A 17944-nucleotide genomic window follows, 5' to 3' on the forward strand; every position below is an offset into this window, starting at 1 on the left:
TCCTCTCTGCTCCGTTCATGTCCGCAGGGGGAGGGCCGGTTCACGCCTCGACCAGGCCGGGCCGTTCCGGGTGGTCGTAGCGCACGAAGAGGTCGGCCACCGGGTCGTAGTCGTCGAACGCGGGCAGCGTCCACTCCTCGGCGGTCTTGCGCCTGAGCGCGCTGGGGGAGAGCCACAGGTGCACCGTGAGCTCGGCGGGCAGCCAACGGTCGAGCATCAGGGTGCCGTCGACGAGCACGACACCGTTCTCCGGCAGGTCGACGTACTCCGCGCGGCTCGCCCGGTCGGTGGCCGCGTTCCACAGCGACGGCAGCACCTTGCCGTCCGGCGCGGGGTCGAGGACCTCGCGCTGTAGGCCCTTGTAGTCGAACCAGTCGTGCCGGTAGGAGTACGGGTCGGTGCGGCCGTGTTCCAGCCGCACCGACGCCGGGCGCAGGAAGTCCTGAATGGACACTCGCTGGACCGTGCGGCCCAAGGAGCGCAACGGTTCCACGACGGCGTCCGCGAGCCTCCCCGGCTCGGCGGCGGGTGCCGCGTCGATCAGCACCCGCACCCGGCCGTCCATCTCGCCGATGCGGTCGACGATCTCCGTCACGAGCGTGTCGAACGTGAGAGGCCGGACCTTCACGGCTGCCAGTCCGCCCAGGCCGTGTCCCACCAGATGTCACCGGAGGCGAGCATCTTCTCGATCTTGATGCCCTCCGCCCGGATCGACTCGGCCTCCTCTGCGGAGTACTTGCCCGAGGCGACCTGCTCCTCGAACTCGTCGAGGTCGCGCTGCTCCCAGGTGCCGTCGGGAGCCAGGGTGTAGTCCAGCGCGTGGTCGAGGGTCTCGAACCCGTCCTCGACGCGCCGGTAGGGCGCCTGGAGGTTCAGGTAGTAGTTGCCGAAGACCCGGTCGTCGCCCTTCCAGAACAGGTCGACGGAGTAGGCGTCGCCCGGCCGGTGCAGCATGAGCTTGCCGTGGCCTCGCCAGAAGCCGCGGTCGGGCTTGTCCCACGGGTGCGGGTGGTGGTGGTCGGGGTAGGTGAGCCGGGTACCCGGTTCCACGAACACCGCGAGCAGCCCCGGCTCGTCGACGATCACCCTCGTCGGCATCTCCGACCAGACCTTGCCGTGCAGCACCTCACGCCGCACCACGACCTCACCCGGCGTGAACCACCTCATGGGCTGAACTTACGTGATCACGCCGCGCCGCGTCCTGGGCCATCATCCTCCGCTTGAGCGCGGGCACGGCGTTGGTCACGCGCAGGAACGTCCGCAGGAACGCGAGCACGATCCGTCCGATGACGGGCTTGTGGATCGCGCCGTTGCCGTCCATCTGCGCGCGCGAGGCCAGCACCGCCTCGAACCCGTACTGGATCATCTCCCGCTCGTACTCGGAGATCGCCTGGACGACGTCCTTGCCGTGGTGGGCCTCCGTGAGCTTGCGGCAGAGCAGTTCCGCGTCCCGCAACGCCGTGTTCGCGCCGATGCCGCGGCCGGGCGTCATGAGGTGGATCGAGTCGCCGATCATCGTGACGTTGCTCGCCTCCCACGGTTCCAGCGGTTCGGACGTGCGGACCTTGATCGGGAACACGGTCGCGGGGTCGGCCAGCGCGAAGAGCTTGCGCAGGTTCGGGTGGAACTTCGGCGTCATGTCCAGCACGACCTGCTTGAGCTGCTCCTGGCTCAGGCCCTTGAGGTCCCCGAACTTGTCGTGCGAGGCCGCGTAGCCCCACATGATGTAGTCGTCCTCGGCGCTCCTCCCGTCGAAGCGCATGACGTGGATGATCACGAACGCGCCCTTCGGCCCGTACAGCAACGTCACGCCGCCGTCGGCCTGCGGCGGCAGGAGGTTCGCGTTCTCCGGCGTGAGCGGCAGCTTGGCCGCGATCGACGTGATGCCGGTGTCCACGATCTTCGCGTGCGGCAGGTACTGCCTGCGCACCTTGGACTGCGCCCCGTCCGCGCCGACCAGCACGTCACCGGTCTCGGACGTGCCGTCGTCGAAGAACGCCGTGACCGAGCCGTCGTCGTTGCGGCTGAAGTGCGTGAACGTCTTGTCGAACCGGACGACGTCGTCCAGGCCGTTCAGCAGCGCCGTCCGCATCGCGATCCGGCTGACCGAGTTCTCCCGGTGGGCGGGGTCCTTGGCCTGAGGGATCTCGCCGACCAGCAGCTCCCCGTACTTCTCGGTCCGCATGTTGATCCGCACCGCCGGTCGCGCGGTGGTGCGGACGAACTCGGCGAACACGTCCGGCGGCAAGCAGCTCTGCAACGCCTTGCTGCCGTCCGGGCTGATCCCGACCCGGAACCCGATCAACATGCTGCGCGGCGTGCGGTCGCGTTCGAACAGCGCCACCTCCACGCCGGCCTTCTTCAGCCCGTGCGCCAGGCACAGGCCACCTGTCCCCGCTCCGATGATGAGCACCCGCATGACAGCCTCCCCTACTAAGTCTCTTAGCAAGAAAGATATTCAGTTCGTGAGACTCTTGTCAAACACTTCTAGTGGGGCAGCTGGCTCGCCACGTCGGAGAGCTGCACGAATGGATCCCGCGCCTGGGCGAAGGAGTGCGAGACACGCACTCCTGGCGGTGGGTCGCGTGTTCGAGGTGTTCAGCAGTGGCCCCGCAGCGCCTCTCCTGAGGGGCGGTCCTCCGCTCGCGGTGACCGACTGGGCCACAAGGCGGCGCGATCTCAGAAGTCGTCGCTGCCGAGCCGCTTCAACCGCGCCGACCCGATCGAACGCCGCACGTCGTCCGCCGGCAGCAGCCTGACCAGCTGTTCCAGCGCCTCGACGTCGTGCTCGCCGGAGTCGGTCTGCGTGAACGTCCACAGCGCGTTCGCGTCCCCGCGCGAAAGCACGGCCTTGCGCACGCCGGTCGCGAGGTCGTCCCGCTCGGCCAGCACGAACGGTGCCTCGGAGCGGCGCAGCAGGGAGCCGCGGTAGCGGGAGGCGGCCAGCGGGACGTCGCCGTCCTTGAGCGCGGCACGGACGGCGAGGAAGTCCGCCTCGACGTCCGCGGTGAGCCGGTAAGGCCTGGTCGCGAGCACGTCGGCGCCGAGTTGGGCGCGCAGGCGGTGCAGCTCGGCGCGCACGGTCGTGGGGTTGCCGCGTTCGCCGTAGAGCCGCAGGGCGAGCTGGTCTGCCGACAGCCTGCCGTGCAACGTCAGCGCGCACAGGATCTCGGCGTGCCGTGAGGAGATCGGAACTTCGCGCCCGTCCAGCACGACCTTGGGCTCGGGCAGCAGGAACGACAGCGACAGCACGCTGCGCCGCACGTGGCGTTGCCTCGGCACGCGCAGCAGGTAGCCCTGGGCGAGCGGCTCCAGCAGCGCCTCGCGGCCGTCGGGCAGGCGCACCCGGTCGGTGGAGACGTCGACGCGCGACGGCAGCAGCCCGTACGGCTCGACCGCGACGACCCGGCCGGTCTGGCTGAGCAGGGCGCCGGGTTCGCCGCGCAGCGCGATGAGGTGCCGCATGTTGCGCGCCCGCAGCTCATCGTCCTGCGCGTGCATCCTGGCGAGCATCGCGGACTCGGCGAGCCTGGCCGAGGCGGACACCAGCGCCACCATCGACGGGTGGACCGTCTCGATCGGGCCGCTGAGGTCGACGACGCCGATCGTCGTGCCGGTGTCGGGATCGCGGATCGGGCTCGCCGCGCACGTCCAGCGGTGGTAGGTCCGCACGAGGTGCTCGGCGGAGTGGACCGTCACCGGCGCGTTCGTCGCGAGCGCGGTGCCCATGCCGTTCGTGCCGGCGGCGTCCTCCGACCAGCACGTTCCCTCGGCCAGGCCGACGTCCTCCGCACTGCCGCGGGTGTCCTTGGAGCCTTCGCACCACAGGATGTGGCCCTGCGCGTCGGCGACGATCATGATGTGCCTGGCCTCTTCCGCGAAGCCCAGCAGGGTCTCGCGCAGCACCGGCAGGCTCGAGTGCAGCGGGTGCCGTTCGCGCAGGTCGGGGAGCTCGTCGGCGGCGAACACGGTCGGCGCGGTGTGCAGGTCGGGATCGACGTTGGCGGCGAGTGACCGTTGCCACGACGCGGAAATCACCGAGCGTGGCGAATCAGCCGTGCGAGTACCACTCAACACGGCTTCTCTGACGCGACTCAGCAACAGCGCGTGTTGCCCGGGGTCGTGGGTCACTGATCCATCCACGGCTTGCAACGAGCATGCAACGTTCTGCTGCTTACTTTCTCATTTTCCCCAGCGATGTCCTTCAGCGGGCCTTTGTTCAGCAGGAGCGAGAATGACGCAGTACGCGGCACCGGGTCGGCCCGGCAGCGTGGTCGCGTACCGGCAGAGGTACGACCACTTCATCGGCGGCGACTACGTGGCCCCCGTGTCCGGTGAGTACGCCGGGAACGTCACGCCGGTGACCGGCGAGGTGTTCACGGAGGTCGCACGCGGTACCGACGCTGACCGCGCACGTGCCCTGCACGCGGCCAGTGGCGCCGCACGGGCGTGGGGGAGCACCACGGCACGAGAGCGCGCAACGGTCCTGTGCGAGATCGCGGACCGGGTCGAGGAGCACGCGACCGAGCTCGCCGTCGCCGAGACGTGGGACAACGGCAAGCCGGTGCGCGAGGCCCTGGTCGCCGACGTGCCGTTGCTGATCGAGCAGTTCCGCCAGTTCGCCGCGGCCATCCGCACCGAGGTGGGTCAGGTCGAGCAGGTCGGCCGCGACACCTGCGACTACCGCTCGTACCAGCCGCTCGGTGTCGTGCACGAACGGCTGTCCTGGACGTTCCCGCTGTTGAACGCGGGCCGCGTCCTCGCCCCGGCGCTGGCCGCGGGCAACGCCGTGGTGCTGGAGCCCGCGCTGCAGACGCCGGCGTCGATTCACGTCCTGCTAGGCGTGATCGCGGATCTGCTGCCGCCCGGTGTGGTGAACGTTGTCACTGGATCGGATGACCACCCGGTCGTGTCCGCCCGGTGCCCGAACATCTTCTTCGCGGACGTGCCCGCGCACCGCGACAACTTCTTGGACAAGGCGCTGGAAGGCTTCGCGATGTTCGCGGCCAACCAGGGCGAGATCTCCACCGCCCCGTCGCGCGCGCTCATCCAGACCTCGATCTACGAGGAACTGCTCACCCTCGCGACCGAGCGCACGCGGCAGCTCCGGCTGGGCGACCCGCTCGACACCGACACGATGGTCGGCGCTGTCGTCAGTCTCGCCCAGCGCGACCGGGTCATGGCCTACGTCGAGCGCGGCAGGGCCGAGGGCGCGCGCCTGGTGACCGGTGGCGAGGCGGACGGTCACTACGTCCAGCCCACGATCTTCGAGGGCGACCACCGTTCCGCGGTGTTCGCCGCCGACGTGCTCGGCCCGGTCGTGTCGGTGACCAGGTTCGACGACCGCGACGACGCGCTGAAGATCGCCAACGAGTCCACGGCCCAGCTCGGCGCCGGCGTCTGGTGCCGCGACGTGACGCTGGCGCACAACGTCGGCCAGGAACTGCGCGCCGAGCGGGTGTGGGTCAACAACTACCACGCGTACCCGGCGAACACCGCCGCGCTCGCCGAGTACCGCCGTCCGAAGCACCTGCTGGTCAGCTACTCCGACCGCGCGCAGGGCTACTTCTGAGGGCCTACTTCTTCCACGGCACCTGCGTGGACGCGTAGTAGTTGATGCCCTGGAGCTTCCAGCGCGGCCCCTGCGCGCCCAGCCGCGGCGCGAAGCGGTCCCAGTTGTGGGTGGCTGCGCTCGACCAGCCGAGCTCGGCGGCCACCGGCAGGCGCGGGAACGCCATGTACTCGATGTCGGCGGAGGTCCTGATGGTCTCCGTCCACAGTGGAGCTTCAACGTCGCGGATGCTGGTTTCGGTGACACCGTTGAGGTACGCGCCGGGGTTCCAGCTGTAGGCGTCCCTGACCTCGACGAGTCCTGCCCAGTCCAGGCCGAGCTTGGTGTTCTTGTTGTACTTCATGTCGAGGTAGACGCGGTTCGCCGGCGACATCAGGACCTTGTTGCCGCGCTGGGCCGCCGCGGCGACGTTCGCGTCGGACCTCGTCGTACCCCAGAACTGCGGGACGAGCGCGGTGTCCGTGGTGGTCTTGATGAACTCGTGCCAGCCCGCCGTGGTCTTGCCGTACTTCTTCACGATCGGCAGGACCCGGTTCATGAACGTCACGTAGTCCGCGTCGGGCGTGCTCAGCGCCTCGTCGCCGCCGATGTGGAAGTACGGGCCGGGCGTGATCGCGGAGACCTCGCGGACGACGTCCTCGATGAACTTGTAGGTGATCTCCTTGCTGATGCACAGGCTGGAGAAGCCGACGTCCGTGCCGGTGTAGAGCGGGCGCTTTTTGCCGTCGCAGTTCAGTTCGGCGTAGCTCGCCTGCGCGGCGTTGGTGTGGCCGGGCATGTCGAACTCCGGGATCACCGTGATGCCGCGGTTCTGGGCGTAGGTGACGAGGTCCTTGTACTGCTCCTGGGTGTAGTAGAGCTTGCCCGTCCTGCCGCCGACCTCGGTGCTGCCGCCGATCCTGGTCAGGTCCGGCCAGCTCTTGATCTCCAGCCGCCAGCCCTGGTCGTCGCTCAGGTGGAGGTGGAAGTAGTTGATTTTGAACGCTGCTGTCTGGTCGATGTAGCGCTTCACCTGGTCCGGCGTGAAGAAGTGCCTGCTCACGTCGAGCATGGCGCCTCGGTGCTGGTACCTCGGGTGGTCGAGGATGCTGGCGCCCGGGACCTGCCACGGGCCTGGCTGCTTGGTCCTGGCCTCTGATTTGGGCGGCAGGAGCTGGCGCAGCGTTGCTGTGCCGTTGAAGTGGCCGGCTGTGGTGTTGGCTCGGATGATCACCTGGTTCGGGGTCACGTCCAGCTGGTAGCCCTCTTGGCCGGTTTTCGGGTCTGCGCCTGATGTCAGGACGATTCCGTCTCCGGTTATGCCGTCGGTGATCGGGAGTTGGAAGCCTGTCGAGGGGCGGAGGATTTCTGCCAGGCGTTCTGCTGGTTTGCGGGCGTCCGGGGTGGTCAACTGGATCTTGGCGGAGGCGGTCAGGGTGAAGGTGATGTCCGTGCGGGGTTGGACCTGTACGGGCTGGGGGACCAGTTCCTGGAGCGGGGTCGCTGCCTCTGCTGTTCCGGTCATCAGGGCTCCTGATGCGGTGATCGCCAGGGCTGCCAGGGCGGCCTGCAGTTGTTTTCTTCTCACGCCAATCCTCCGGGCACGGGGGGACCTGGGGTGGCGGCGTTGGAGTCACGGTTTCAGGTGGTGGTGGGGGTGTCAAGGTTCAGACCAATTGGGGTGTGCGCCTGGGTTGCGTAGGTCGTCCCCCTGGTGCGTTGGCGTCTGCCGGCTTCGTGTCCGATGGGTGGTTGGGGTTGGGCGGGTTCCGTTCCTGTTTCGAGATTTCTGGGGCGCCGCCCCAGACCCCGCCAATCTGATCAAGGACCGGTCCAGCGCCGTGGGCGGGTTGATGGCACGCCTGTTGGGTTGGGCGGCTTGCTGTTGGGTGGGTGGTGCGGTTCGGGCGGTGTGGTCCCGTCGCGAGCCGTGCCAGGAGCTGGTCACACCCGAGGGGAGAGGTCAAGTCGCGAAAAGCGTGCGACTTGACCTCTCCCCTCGGGCGCGACAAGAGCTGTGGCACGACTCGTGACGGGACCACACCGCCGGAACCTCGCGTTTCAAGCAAGGACTGCTCGGCTGCGCCATCGCGTCGCCTCGCCTTCGGCCTCGGGCTTGGGCTTGCCTGCGGCGTCGCGTTGCCTTGCTAGAGGTGTTCCTTGCTCAGCTTGCGCCACAGGGCCGGGAGGTCTGCTTCCGTCTTGTGGGCTCGCTCCACTTCCTTGCCGTACAACAGGCCGAAGGTGAAGCCGTTCTCGTCGCCCCTGCCCAGTTCCAGCAGAACGGGGCGGGCTACGACCGAGTCCTGGTGCTCGCCCAGGAGGGTTTGGACGTCCTTTGCACGCTTGCGCAGGGCCTTCGCGTGCTTGCCCAGGGCGGGCTCGGCCACCTCTGCACTGTAGCGCAGGCGTTTGGCGGCCTTGCGGGCCTCGTGGAGGGGCTCGTCGCTGTCTTGGGTGGAGAGGGCTGCTTGTACGCGCTCGTCCAGGCGGTGGCGGGCCTTTTCCACCAAGGCGGGGAGGACGTCTTTGGCCTTGCCTGCGGCTTGCTTGGTCAGAGGTGGGGCGGAGAGCAGCGCGTCGATGGCGTTCAGGAGGGTGAAGTAGCGCTTGCTGTCCAGGGCGGCGATGGAGTCCTTGTGCGCCTTGGCTTCCAGTGGGGCGAAGTGTCGGGTGAGGCGGGCGGCCACGTCGCCCAGGACCACCTCTGGGGGGAGGGCGTGGAGGCCGTCTTCGAAGCGGGCGCGGAGTACTTCCAGGTCTCGGGACGCGCCCAGGACGGTGGCCAGCCACTTGAGTTCGTCGGTCAGTTCTCGGGTGGCTTCGCGGGGGACGACCTTGCTGAAGGCTTGCAGGGCCGAGCGCATTCGGCGGGTGGCCACTCGCATCTGGTGGATGGCGTCCGGCTCGTTGCGGCGGACTCGGGGGTCCTGGTTCTGGAGGGCGGCGCGTTGTTCGTGGAGGTAGGCGAGGACCACGTCGCCCGCTGTGGATTTTTTGGTGAGGGTGGGGATGGCGTCTCGTTTCACGCCGATCACCTGGGAGAGCTTGGACTTCGAGGACGAGGGGCGGATGCCCGCGTCGCCCAGGTGGCGTTCGACGGTGTCCAGGAGGGCGCGGTCGCCGCTTTCGCCCAGTTCCACCTCGATCTCGCGCCACGACGTTGTGGTGGTGGAGGAGCCCATGGTCTGGGCGGTGACCACGTCGTCCACGACCTCGGCCAGCAGTTCGCCGGTGCCGTTGGTGAGTTGCCAGCGGCGGCGGTTGGTGTGGATTTCGGCGACGGGGGCCAGACCTTGGCCGCGGGTGTGGGCTCGGACCAGGGAGGAGAGGTCCTTCGGCGGGTTCTTGGTGCCTCGGCCCAAGGGGACTCGGATTTCCTGGCGGGAGTCTTCGCCTGCGGGGAGTTTGAGGTGCCAGCCTTCGTCGTCGCCGCCCACTCGGCGGCGCAGCGTCACGCCTGCTCGGGCCAGGCGGTAGTCCGTGGTGTCGAAGTACGTGGCTGCCAGGTCGAACTCCTCCGGGCCCGTTGCCACGCCGGTGATCTCCGTGAGGTCTGGCAGGCTCGCGTCCGATGGTGCCTCGTACTTGCGTTCGGTCTCAGTAACAGAGGTCGCCATTTACTAGTAATACCTCGTTTTGTCGCAGTTCACCCACTGTGGTGACCGTGCGTGAGGAGTGGTGGCCACGGCTGGGCGGAACGTGAACTCGAATGCGTGTATTCAGTGGTCGGCGCCTTTCGTAGGGGTGTGGTGTCCGGTTCGCTGGGTGGGTGCCCACGGAGAAGGAACGGCTTGACGTCGTCGAGCCGCAGGTCGCCACGTTGATCAGTCACGTCGGTCAGCTCGCGGCCGAGCTCGAACGTGTTTCGGCTCGGTTGACCGTGTTGGAGCGGCGGCTGTCCGGTGCGGGGGACGGGCCGCTGGCCGACCTCGACGCGGTGGAGGGGGAGATCGCGCCGCTGGTCTTGGCGTTGCGGAAGGCGTGGGACGCCGAGCAGGAGATCCTGGCCGATCCGGCTCGGGTCGAGCTGAAGCAGGAAGTGCTGGAGTTCGACGGGCTCAAGGCTCGGCGGGACGAGGCCCGGTCCAAGTTGGACGGTGGGCGCGTGCCGCGGTTCGAGCGGGACGCGTTGTCGCACGAGGTTCGCCAGATGGAGTGGCTGATCAACGCCAACGAGGCCAGTGCCAAGCGGGCGGCGGAGCGGCTCGAGGCCGACGAGGACGCGGCTGCCGAGGAGTGGCGGACCGAGGCCGTGCTCGCCGGGGACAAGGCTCGCGGTGAGATCAAGGACGCGGCCGCGCGGCGCATTTCCGAGGCGCTCGGGCAGTACTCGCGGATGCCCGTGTGGTTCCGCGTGGGGCTGGGGGAGATCCCGACGCCGGACCCGTCGTTCTGGCTGGAGTCGGCGATCGCGGTGCTCGCGTACCGGCTGGAGTACGGGGTCACGGACGCCGTGTCGCCGCTGGGGACGCCGCCGTCGGCTTCGTCCGGGTGCCAGAACTGGGTTCGCCGCACGAACGTCCACGCCGACATCACCGACCGGCTCACGACGCTCGCCGCCACGTTCCACCTGCAGTAACCTCCGCGGCAACCGCGCGGTTGCGGGAGGTGTCGAGTGGACCGGATCGAACGCGATGTGCTGATCAACGCGTCGCGGCGGCGCGTCTGGGACGCGCTGACCTCGGCCGTGCACGGCACCGGACGTGGGGTCACCGAGAAGGTCGAGCCCGAGTCGTTCCTCTCGTGGCGCCGGCCGGGTCCGCTGGGGCCCGACCCGGTGCCCGGCAACGCGACGCTGGTCGAGTTCACGCTCACGCCCGCGGACGGCGGCACGTTGTTGCAGGTCGTGGAGAGCGGGTTCACGCAGCTCGACCTGCCGCCGGAGGAGCAGGAGCGGTACGCGGCCGGCAACGTCGGTGGCTGGGGACGCGAACTGGACGAGCTGCGGGAGCACCTGGAGAAGTGAGTCAGGTCGACGACGTGCTGACCGCCATCAAGAGGATCGCTGAAAGCTGAAGCTGCCGCCCACCACCGTCGCGAGTACCGGGATCTCCGCGATCGACTCACTCGTGCGGGGATCGTCGCCGAGCACCACGAGGTCCGCGAGCTTGCCCGGCGTGAGGCTGCCCAGCACGTGCTCCTTGCGGCAGGCGTGGGCGCTGCCGAGCGTGTACGCGCGGATCGCCTCCTCCACGGTGATCGCCTCGTCCGGCCCGACCGCGCGGCCGCCGGACGAGCGGCGCCGCACCATGAACTCGATGGCGCGCAACGGGGCTCCGTCCGCGACCGGCCGGTCCGAGCTGCCCGCGACGATGATCCCGCGGTCGAGGAACGACCGTCCGCGGTACATCCAGGGCGCTCGTTCCTCGCCCATGATCTCGCTGTAGTCGTCGCCGTACGACCAGAGGAACGTCGGCTGGACGACAGGGATCAGGCCGAGCGCGGCGATCCGGTCGAGCTGGTCGGGGCGCACCAGGCCGCAGTGCTCGATGCGGTGCCGGGCATCGGCGCGCGGTCGTTGCCGCTGGGCTTCCGCCACCGCGTCCAGCGTGAAGTCGATCGCGCGGTCGCCGATCGCGTGGATCGCGAGCTGCCACCCGGCGTGGTGCCCGTCGACGATCGCCGCCCGCATGAACTCCTCGGACTCGGCGAGCTGACCGGTGTTCGCGGTGCCGGCGTAGGGCTCGGTCAACGCGGCCGTGCGCGCGATCATGCCGCCGTCGGTCCACAGCTTCATGGCGCCCAGCGACAGCATGTCGTCGCCGAACCCGGTGTGCAGGCCCAGGTCGATCGCGCGGGGAACGCCGTCCGCGGGGTCGGCTGCGACCTCGTGCAGGACGTGCGCGGAGACCATGAGCTGCACGCGGATCGGCAGCTGGGCGCGTTGGTACGCGGCTGCTTCCAGCGGGCTGCCGGCGATCAGGCCCGCGCCGATGCCCGCCTCCGCGCACATCGTGACGCCCTCGGACAGGACCTGCCGCGCGCTGGTGTGCAGTTCGGCGGCGATCTCGTCGAGCGAGTACGGCAGCCGCAACGAGCGGGCGGCCAACTGCTCGTTCTCAGTCAGCCAGCCGTCGCTGCTGATGCCGGGAAGCCGGTCGAGCACCGGTGAGTTCACGACGCACGCGTGCCCGGAGATGTCGGCGACGTAGACCGGCCTGCCGCCGCTGACCTGGTCGAGGTCGGCGGCGGTGAGCGGGGAGTCCATGATCCGGCGGTCGTAACCGGACGCCTCGATCCAGCCCTCGCCGGGCGCGCCGGCGAGACGGTCGAGGATCTGGGCGACGGTCGACAGCCCGGACAGGTCGACGGTGCGGCGGCCGTTCCACGCGAGGTGCGTGTGGGCGTCGATGAAACCGGGCAGCACCACGGCGGTGCCGAGGTCGACGGTCTCGGTGGCCGGCAGGTCCTCGACCTGCTCGTCCAGCCCGGCGATGCGGCCCTGCCAGATGCCGATCGTGTGCGCGGCGGGACGTGCCGGGTCCATCGTGAGGGCCCGGCAGCCCGTCAGTTTCAGGTCCAGCTTCACCCGATGAGTCTCATGCCGTCGCGAGGACCGGCACGGGAGTGTTGGTCAGCACGGAAGCCAGGATCTCACCCGAACGCACCGCGACGTTGGACAGCAGCGACGACGTGATGCCGTGCGAGTGCTCGGTGCCGCCCTGCAGGTAGATGCCACCGCGCAACGTCGACTGCACGCGGTAGTCGCGGCCCACGACCAGACGGCCCGCATCGTCGCGTGCGCACGTCACGTCGAGTGAACCCAGTGCGGGCGCGGCCTCGTCGTAGCCGGTCGCGAGCAGCACGAGGTCGGCGTCGACGAACTCCTGCTCACCGGTGACGAGCGACTGGATCACCGCGCGGGCGCCGTCCGCGGACTCCTCGACCGCGACGAGCCTCGTCATGTTCATCATCTTCAGGCGCTCGGTGCCGAGGACCTTCTCCTGGTACGCGGTGCGGTAGAGCTGCGCGATCAGATCGACGTCGACGACCGAGTAGTTGGTGTTGCGGTGGTAGTCCATCAACCGCTGCTTCACGGCGTCCGGGGCGTCGTAGTAGTGGTCGACGGCCTCGGGGTCGAAGATCCGGTTCGCGAACGAGCTGTCGTCCGCGGGGGAGTAGCCGTAGCGGGAGAACACCGAGCACACCTCGGCGCCGGGGAACTCGCGGTGCAGGTGCGCCACGGCCTCGGCGGCGCTCTGGCCGGCGCCGACGACGACGCAGCGCTTCGGGTCGTCGAGCTCGCCGATGCGGTGCAGGAACTGGCTGTTGTGCCAGACGCGGTCCGACAGCGCGATGCCCTCGGGCACGGCCGGGCACAGTCCGGTGGCGAAGACCAGGTTGCGTGCGTGGTACACGTCACCGGTGGCCGTGGTCACCTCGAACAGGTCGTCCTGGATCGCTTCCACGCCAACGGCTTCGGTGCTGTACGCGACCAGGTCGTCCACCTGCGCCGCCGCCCACTCGAAGTAGTCGTGGAACTCGACCCGCAGCGGGAACAGGTTCTTGTGGTTGACGAAGTCGATGAGCCGGTCGCGGTCTTTGAGGTAGCAGAGGAACGAGAAACCGCTAGCCGGGTTCCTCATCGTGACCAGGTCCTTGAGGAACGACACCTGCATGGTGGCGTCGTCGAGCAGCATGCCCCGATGCCAGCCGAACGTCTGCTGACGTTCCAGGAACACCGCGGTGACAGGGGTTTCGGCCTGCTCGTTGTGCTCGGTGAGAGCGATGGCGAGCGCCAGGTTCGAGGGACCGAACCCGATGCCGACGATGTCGTAGATCGGATGCATGAGCACTTAACTTAGGGAAGCCTAAGCTTGCTTGGCAAGCCGTCAGTTAGGTTAGCCTGACCGTATCGCACCGGAGTAGAGGGAGGCACCCCCATGCGGGTCGTCATGTTCGGGTTCCAGACCTGGGGTCATCGCACCCTGCAGGCACTTTTGGCGTCCGAGCACGAGGTCGTCCTGGTGGTGACCCACCCCGGGGGTGAGGGTGCGTACGAGAAGATCTGGAGCGATTCGGTCGAGGACCTGGCGCGCGAGAACGGCGTCGAGGTCGTCGTCCGCGAACGTCCGGAGGACCAGGAACTGCTCGAGAAGCTGCGCGCGGCCGACCCGGACGTGATCGTCGCCTGCAACTGGCGGACCTGGATCCCGCCGCAGGTCTTCGCGCTGCCCAAGCACGGCACGTTGAACGTGCACGACTCGCTCCTGCCGAAGTACGCGGGCTTCTCGCCGTTGATCTGGGCGCTGCTCAACGACGAGAAGGAAGTCGGCGTGACGGCGCACATGATGGACGACACGCTCGACGCCGGCGACATCGTGCTGCAACGCTCGGTCCCGGTCGGCCCACGCGACACGACGGCGGACCTGTTCGCGAAGACGCTGGAGCTCTTCGGCCCGATCACCGTCGACGGCCTCGCCGAGATCGCGTCCGGCCGGACGGACTTCGTGAAGCAGGACCGGTCGCAGGCCTCGTTCTTCCACAAGCGCGCCGAGGAGGACCTGCGAATCGACTTCTCGTGGACGGCCGAGGAACTGGACCGCCTGGTGCGGGCCCAGTGCGCGCCGTACCCGAGCGCGTTCTGCTTCCACCGCGGCCAGCGCCTGGAGATCATCGAGGCGGAGGTCTCGGAGGCCGTGTACGGCGGCACTCCCGGCCGGATCTTCTACCGCGAAGGCGACGGCGTGGCGGTCGTCGCGGGCGCCGAGGCCCGGCGCGGCCGCAGCAAGGCGTTGCTGGTCAAGAAGGTTCGCGTCGCCGACGGCACCGAGCTCAAGGCCCACGAGTACTTCAAGAACATGGGCGGCTACCTGACCTCCCGTCCCTGAACTGTGACACGCGGATCACGGGCCGCTTGATCGGCTCGTGATCCGCATGGTCGATCATTGCCGCATGAATCGCGCGGCGGTGACGTCACTGGTGGTCTTCGTACTGCTCGTGGCAGTGGGCTGGTACCTGACGAAGCTCCAGTCGTCCCAGGAGAATTCGCCCGTCCCGACCGGCGCCGCGCCGTCGGGCTCCAAGGACCTCGGCGCGCTGAAGATCGCGCCGGAGGGCAAGATGGCCGGCTACAGCCGCGACCGGTTCCCGCACTGGGCCTCGCAGGGGAACTCCTGCGACACCAGGGAGATCGTGCTGCAGCGCCAGGGCACCGACGTGAAGACGGACAAGGACTGCAAGGCCGTCTCCGGCACCTGGAACAGCCCCTACGACAACGTGGTGATCAAGGACGCGGCCGAGGTCGACATCGACCACACCGTGCCCCTGGCCGAAGCGTGGCGTTCCGGCGCGGACAAGTGGACCGACGACGAGCGCAAGGCGTTCGCCAACGACCTCGGCGGCATCCAGCTGATCGCGGTGACCGCGAAGTCCAACCGCGGCAAGGGCGACCAGGACCCGGCGAAGTGGAAGCCGCCGGTCGAGGCGTACTGGTGCACGTACGCGCAGCACTGGATCTCGGTGAAGGTCACCTACAAGCTGACCGCGGACCAGGCGGAGCACGACGCGCTGGCCGTGATGCTCAAGGCCTGCTGATCGGTTCGCCCGGACGCCGGTCGGGCCCGCCTTCTGCCGCGCCAGAACCGGGTCGACGCCGTGTTCGGCCCTGCTCCACGGGTCGGCCCTGCCGCAGCACGCGACGTCGTGTGCACCGCCGGCAACCCGAACACGCCCAGCCGAGGCAACCTCCGCGCTGTCGCCTCCGCGCCGCTGCCTCCTCGGTGACGACGACGCAGCCCGCCCCAGGTAGGCCGCGTCGCCCACGCCCCACTGGTCAGCCTCCGCCTCAGCGCCGCCACGAGGTCGCCTGCACGGCCGGCGACCCGAACACCTCCAGCTGAGGCAACCTTCAGCCGTGGCAACCTTCGCGCCGTCGCCTCCTCGGTGACCACGCCTGCTCGGTGACGACGTGGCCCGACCCAGGCGGGCCTCGTCGCCCACCCCCGAGTCAGCTTCCCCACGAGGTTGTCCGCACCGTCAGCGACCCCAACATCTCCGGCCGCCGCCTTCCCGGTGCCGCGCAAACCTCTGCGCTGCCGCCTCCCGCCGGCGCCGTCGCAACCTTCGCGCCGCCGCCTCCCGCCGGCGCCGCCGCAAACCTCCGAGCCGCAAACCTCCGAGCCGCAACTTCCCCGATGACGACGCTTCCCCGATGACGACGCTTCCCCGATGACGACGCTTCCCCGATGACGACGCTTCCCCGATGACGCCGTCTCCCCGATGACCACGCCTCCCCGGTGACGACGACGCGGCCCGACCCCCCAGGCGGGCCGCGTCGCCCACCGCCCCCTACACGGCGTGAACCGACTCGAACAGCCCCGACAGCTTCCAGTGCGTCACGTACCCCATGGCCTCGGCCGCGATGAGCACGTCCAGCTTCCCGAGGTTCGTCCGCGCGGGCATCTGGTACGCCTTGCCGCGCCGCACATCGAGGATCATCGGCGTGGCGCCCGGCAGCGTGTCCGCGATCGTGTGCTGCAGGATCCGCAGCCCGACGTTCGCCGCCTCCCTGGTCAGCGGCGTCTCCTTGGTGTGCACGAGCACCGCGTAGGTCGATCCGTCCTTCTTGCGCAGCCCCAGGTGCGGACGGACCTTCAGGGTGAGCTCGCCGGCGCGGTAGGTGGCCCCCTCCACCGGCACGCCGGTCGCCTTGAACGACGCCAGCCAGGGCAGGAAACCGTCGGCGATCTCCTCGAACGCCCGCGGCTGCCCCGTCCGGTTGGCGTTCATGACCGCCTTCTTCAGCTCCAGTTCAGGTTCGGTGGAGTTGACCGCTCGGCGCATGGCGTCGCGGATCGGGTTGTAGAACCCGCAGACCCTCGTGTCGGAGGCCAGGTACATCCCCCGCTGCTCGGAGACGATGTTGATGCGTCCACGCTGGCCGCTCATGACGTACTCGGTGAACGACAGTGCGGTGACGCTGACGTTGTTGTCCGGCAACGCTTTCTCCCCTCGTACCGCTCTCTTCACCTGACGTTATCCGAGGGGTCTGACAAAAACGGGACTGCGCCGAACGGGCTAACCGTCACAGAGAGTTGAACATTCAACCGAACGGGTGGCACTCACAGTTGCGACTTCGGCCTCAATCGGTGAGCGGACGGTGATGGACTGGCTGCTGATCGCATGGATGACCGTTCGTCTGCCGTTCGCCGACGCTCACTGAACGCTCACCGCACGGCAGTCGGAAGTCACACTCCGTAGAAGATCAACTCAGGAGAATGGAACCCGTCAGGAAGAACACGGCGAGGGAGCACGATGGCGGTCAAGGCGGAGCGTTCACCCGATAGAGCGGGTGACGTCGAGGTTCCGCAGCCGCGGCAGCCGACGAGGTGGCTCGTCCACCCCGACCAGTGGCCGCACGCGGCCCAGGTCACGGTCATCCTCGTGCTGATCGCCCTGCTGCTGTGGGCCATCGCCGTGACGCTGGGGCCTGACCAGGCCTTCATCGTCGGTTCCGCGGGCATCGCGGCCAAGCTCATCTGCATGTACCTGGACACCCGCGTCCGCCACTGAGCGGTCAGCCCGTCCGCCCGTACCGCTCCGCCGCGCGTGCCTTCGCCTTCGCGGCCTCGATCTCGCGGTCCTTCGGCGGCGCGGTCGTCACCAGCGCGTCGAGCAGTTCCTGCGTCGCCGCCGCCACCGCCGCGACGGCCTGGTCGAACGCGGCCTGGTTTGCCGCCGACGGTTTCGCCGCCCCGCTCACCTTCCGCACGTACTGCAGCGCCGCGGCCTGCACCTCGTCGGACGTGGCAGGCGGTTCGAAGTTGTGGAGCACCCGGATGTTTCGGCACATGCCTCCACTATGACCTGTTGGGCGGCGCCGCGCGGGTGTGGATGCGTTCTCCCTGCTTGCCGAACAGGCTGATGATCTCGGCGGGCCGGCCGTCCGCGCTGCTGAGCGCGTGCGGCTGACGGCAGTCGAACTCGGCCACCTCGCCCGCCCGCAGCACGACCTCCTTGTCGCCGAGCCGCAGCCGGATCCGTCCGCTCAGCACGTAGAACCACTCGTAGCCCTCGTGCACGCGCGGCTCGTGCAGCTCGGCGTCGCTGAGGATCATCTTCCACGCCTGCAGCGGGCCGATCGAGCGCGTCAACGGGATGCCGACGCGGCCGTGGTCGAGCTCGCGCGGCTTCATCGCGACGCGCGGATCACCCACCTCGGGCGCTCCGACCAGGTCGTCCAGCGTCACCTGGTAGGTCCGCGACAACGGCAGCAGCAGCTCCAGCGTCGGCTTGCGCTGGTCGGTCTCCAGGCGCGACAGCGTCGACTTCGAGATGCCCGTCATCTCGGACAACGTCGCCAGCGTCAGGTCGTGCTCGGCTCGCAGCGCGGCGAGCCGTTGTCCCACGGTTGTTGCCATAACGGCAACATACTTTGCCAAAACTGGA

Annotated in this window: 17 protein-coding genes; 6 read left to right on the top strand and 11 right to left on the bottom strand. The window is 68.8% G+C overall.

Annotated elements, in window-relative coordinates; translation table 11 throughout:
- Positions 1-40 precede the first annotated feature (40 nt).
- From AOM45_RS17390 to AOM45_RS17405, 4 genes are all read right to left on the bottom strand, one after another.
- Entirely contained in the window at positions 41-628 is a 588-nt protein-coding gene (locus AOM45_RS17390) for a nucleoside/nucleotide kinase family protein (protein WP_030468248.1), read from the bottom strand.
- Positions 625-1167, bottom strand: a complete 543-nt coding sequence (locus AOM45_RS17395; RefSeq protein WP_030468247.1) for a ribonuclease FAU-1 family protein — start codon at positions 1165-1167, stop codon at positions 625-627. The genes AOM45_RS17390 and AOM45_RS17395 overlap by 4 nt, the downstream gene beginning before the upstream one ends.
- Complete coding sequence (locus AOM45_RS17400) at positions 1145-2419, bottom strand: FAD-dependent oxidoreductase (RefSeq protein WP_051783577.1); 1275 nt, start codon at positions 2417-2419, stop codon at positions 1145-1147. Before AOM45_RS17400 ends, AOM45_RS17395 begins: the two co-directional genes overlap by 23 nt.
- 260 nt (positions 2420-2679) lie before the next feature.
- A complete protein-coding gene (locus tag AOM45_RS17405) occupies positions 2680-4143 on the bottom strand; it encodes a GAF domain-containing protein (RefSeq protein WP_500789577.1) in 1464 nt (487 codons plus the stop codon).
- Between the two features lie 91 nt (positions 4144-4234).
- Between AOM45_RS17405 and AOM45_RS17410 the strand changes: the two genes are divergently transcribed.
- Positions 4235-5572 carry an aldehyde dehydrogenase family protein gene (locus AOM45_RS17410; protein ID WP_030468244.1) on the top strand — a complete coding sequence of 446 codons (1338 nt, stop codon included), beginning with the start codon at positions 4235-4237 and terminating at the stop codon, positions 5570-5572.
- 4 nt (positions 5573-5576) lie between these two features.
- Here the strand turns inward: AOM45_RS17410 and AOM45_RS17415 are convergent, their stop codons facing one another.
- A complete protein-coding gene (locus AOM45_RS17415; protein ID WP_236703722.1) occupies positions 5577-7139 on the bottom strand; it encodes a beta-N-acetylhexosaminidase in 1563 nt (520 codons plus the stop codon).
- 559 nt (positions 7140-7698) lie between these two features.
- Positions 7699-9171: a CYTH and CHAD domain-containing protein gene (locus AOM45_RS17420; RefSeq protein WP_030468242.1), complete on the bottom strand. Its 1473-nt coding sequence runs from the start codon at positions 9169-9171 to the stop codon at positions 7699-7701.
- A 152-nt stretch (positions 9172-9323) separates the two neighbouring features.
- Between AOM45_RS17420 and AOM45_RS17425 the strand changes: the two genes are divergently transcribed.
- Positions 9324-10133, top strand: coding sequence for a hypothetical protein (locus AOM45_RS17425; protein WP_030468241.1), 810 nt, complete (start codon positions 9324-9326; stop codon positions 10131-10133).
- A 36-nt stretch (positions 10134-10169) separates the two neighbouring features.
- Entirely contained in the window at positions 10170-10520 is a 351-nt protein-coding gene (locus tag AOM45_RS17430) for an SRPBCC domain-containing protein (RefSeq protein WP_030468240.1), read from the top strand.
- A gap of 27 nt (positions 10521-10547) precedes the next feature.
- Here the strand turns inward: AOM45_RS17430 and AOM45_RS17435 are convergent, their stop codons facing one another.
- Positions 10548-12083 (bottom strand): amidohydrolase, encoded by a 1536-nt coding sequence (locus AOM45_RS17435; protein WP_030468239.1) that lies wholly within the window; start codon positions 12081-12083, stop codon positions 10548-10550.
- Positions 12084-12093: 10 nt separating this feature from the next.
- Positions 12094-13344, bottom strand: coding sequence for a lysine N(6)-hydroxylase/L-ornithine N(5)-oxygenase family protein (locus tag AOM45_RS17440; RefSeq protein ID WP_030468238.1), 1251 nt, complete (start codon positions 13342-13344; stop codon positions 12094-12096).
- 93 nt (positions 13345-13437) lie between these two features.
- On the opposite strand from AOM45_RS17440, the gene AOM45_RS17445 reads away from it, so the two are divergent.
- Positions 13438-14385: a methionyl-tRNA formyltransferase gene (locus AOM45_RS17445; RefSeq protein ID WP_030468237.1), complete on the top strand. Its 948-nt coding sequence runs from the start codon at positions 13438-13440 to the stop codon at positions 14383-14385.
- A gap of 64 nt (positions 14386-14449) precedes the next feature.
- Complete coding sequence (locus AOM45_RS17450; RefSeq protein ID WP_035910453.1) at positions 14450-15091, top strand: HNH endonuclease family protein; 642 nt, start codon at positions 14450-14452, stop codon at positions 15089-15091.
- 753 nt (positions 15092-15844) lie between these two features.
- On the opposite strand, the gene AOM45_RS17455 is transcribed toward AOM45_RS17450, so the two are convergent.
- Positions 15845-16525, bottom strand: a complete 681-nt coding sequence (locus tag AOM45_RS17455) for a hypothetical protein (protein WP_236703723.1) — start codon at positions 16523-16525, stop codon at positions 15845-15847.
- A gap of 285 nt (positions 16526-16810) precedes the next feature.
- Here AOM45_RS17455 and AOM45_RS17460 point away from each other — a divergent pair, with 285 nt between their 5' ends.
- Positions 16811-17068 (top strand): hypothetical protein, encoded by a 258-nt coding sequence (locus AOM45_RS17460; RefSeq protein ID WP_030468234.1) that lies wholly within the window; start codon positions 16811-16813, stop codon positions 17066-17068.
- Between the two features lie 4 nt (positions 17069-17072).
- Here AOM45_RS17460 and AOM45_RS17465 read toward each other — a convergent pair whose 3' ends face one another.
- Positions 17073-17348: a DUF2277 domain-containing protein gene (locus AOM45_RS17465; protein ID WP_030468233.1), complete on the bottom strand. Its 276-nt coding sequence runs from the start codon at positions 17346-17348 to the stop codon at positions 17073-17075.
- A 7-nt stretch (positions 17349-17355) separates the two neighbouring features.
- Positions 17356-17916 carry a helix-turn-helix domain-containing protein gene (locus AOM45_RS17470; RefSeq protein ID WP_035910452.1) on the bottom strand — a complete coding sequence of 187 codons (561 nt, stop codon included), beginning with the start codon at positions 17914-17916 and terminating at the stop codon, positions 17356-17358.
- Positions 17917-17944 lie beyond the last annotated feature (28 nt).

It is taken from the genome of Lentzea aerocolonigenes, assembly GCF_000974445.1.
In the GTDB taxonomy this organism is placed as follows: domain Bacteria; phylum Actinomycetota; class Actinomycetes; order Mycobacteriales; family Pseudonocardiaceae; genus Lentzea; species Lentzea aerocolonigenes.

What these genes read in the sequence shown, in the direction of transcription:
- AOM45_RS17395 (WP_030468247.1), bottom strand. Translation starts at nt 1,167, where the DNA reads ATGAGGTGGTTCACGCCGGGTGAGGTCGTGGTGCGGCGTGAGGTGCTG.
- AOM45_RS17400 (WP_051783577.1), bottom strand. Translation starts at nt 2,419, where the DNA reads ATGCGGGTGCTCATCATCGGAGCGGGGACAGGTGGCCTGTGCCTGGCG.
- AOM45_RS17410 (WP_030468244.1), top strand. Translation starts at nt 4,235, where the DNA reads ATGACGCAGTACGCGGCACCGGGTCGGCCCGGCAGCGTGGTCGCGTAC.
- AOM45_RS17420 (WP_030468242.1), bottom strand. Translation starts at nt 9,171, where the DNA reads ATGGCGACCTCTGTTACTGAGACCGAACGCAAGTACGAGGCACCATCG.
- AOM45_RS17440 (WP_030468238.1), bottom strand. Translation starts at nt 13,344, where the DNA reads ATGCATCCGATCTACGACATCGTCGGCATCGGGTTCGGTCCCTCGAAC.
- AOM45_RS17445 (WP_030468237.1), top strand. Translation starts at nt 13,438, where the DNA reads ATGCGGGTCGTCATGTTCGGGTTCCAGACCTGGGGTCATCGCACCCTG.
- AOM45_RS17450 (WP_035910453.1), top strand. Translation starts at nt 14,450, where the DNA reads ATGAATCGCGCGGCGGTGACGTCACTGGTGGTCTTCGTACTGCTCGTG.
- AOM45_RS17460 (WP_030468234.1), top strand. Translation starts at nt 16,811, where the DNA reads ATGGCGGTCAAGGCGGAGCGTTCACCCGATAGAGCGGGTGACGTCGAG.
- AOM45_RS17465 (WP_030468233.1), bottom strand. Translation starts at nt 17,348, where the DNA reads ATGTGCCGAAACATCCGGGTGCTCCACAACTTCGAACCGCCTGCCACG.
- AOM45_RS17470 (WP_035910452.1), bottom strand. Translation starts at nt 17,916, where the DNA reads ATGGCAACAACCGTGGGACAACGGCTCGCCGCGCTGCGAGCCGAGCAC.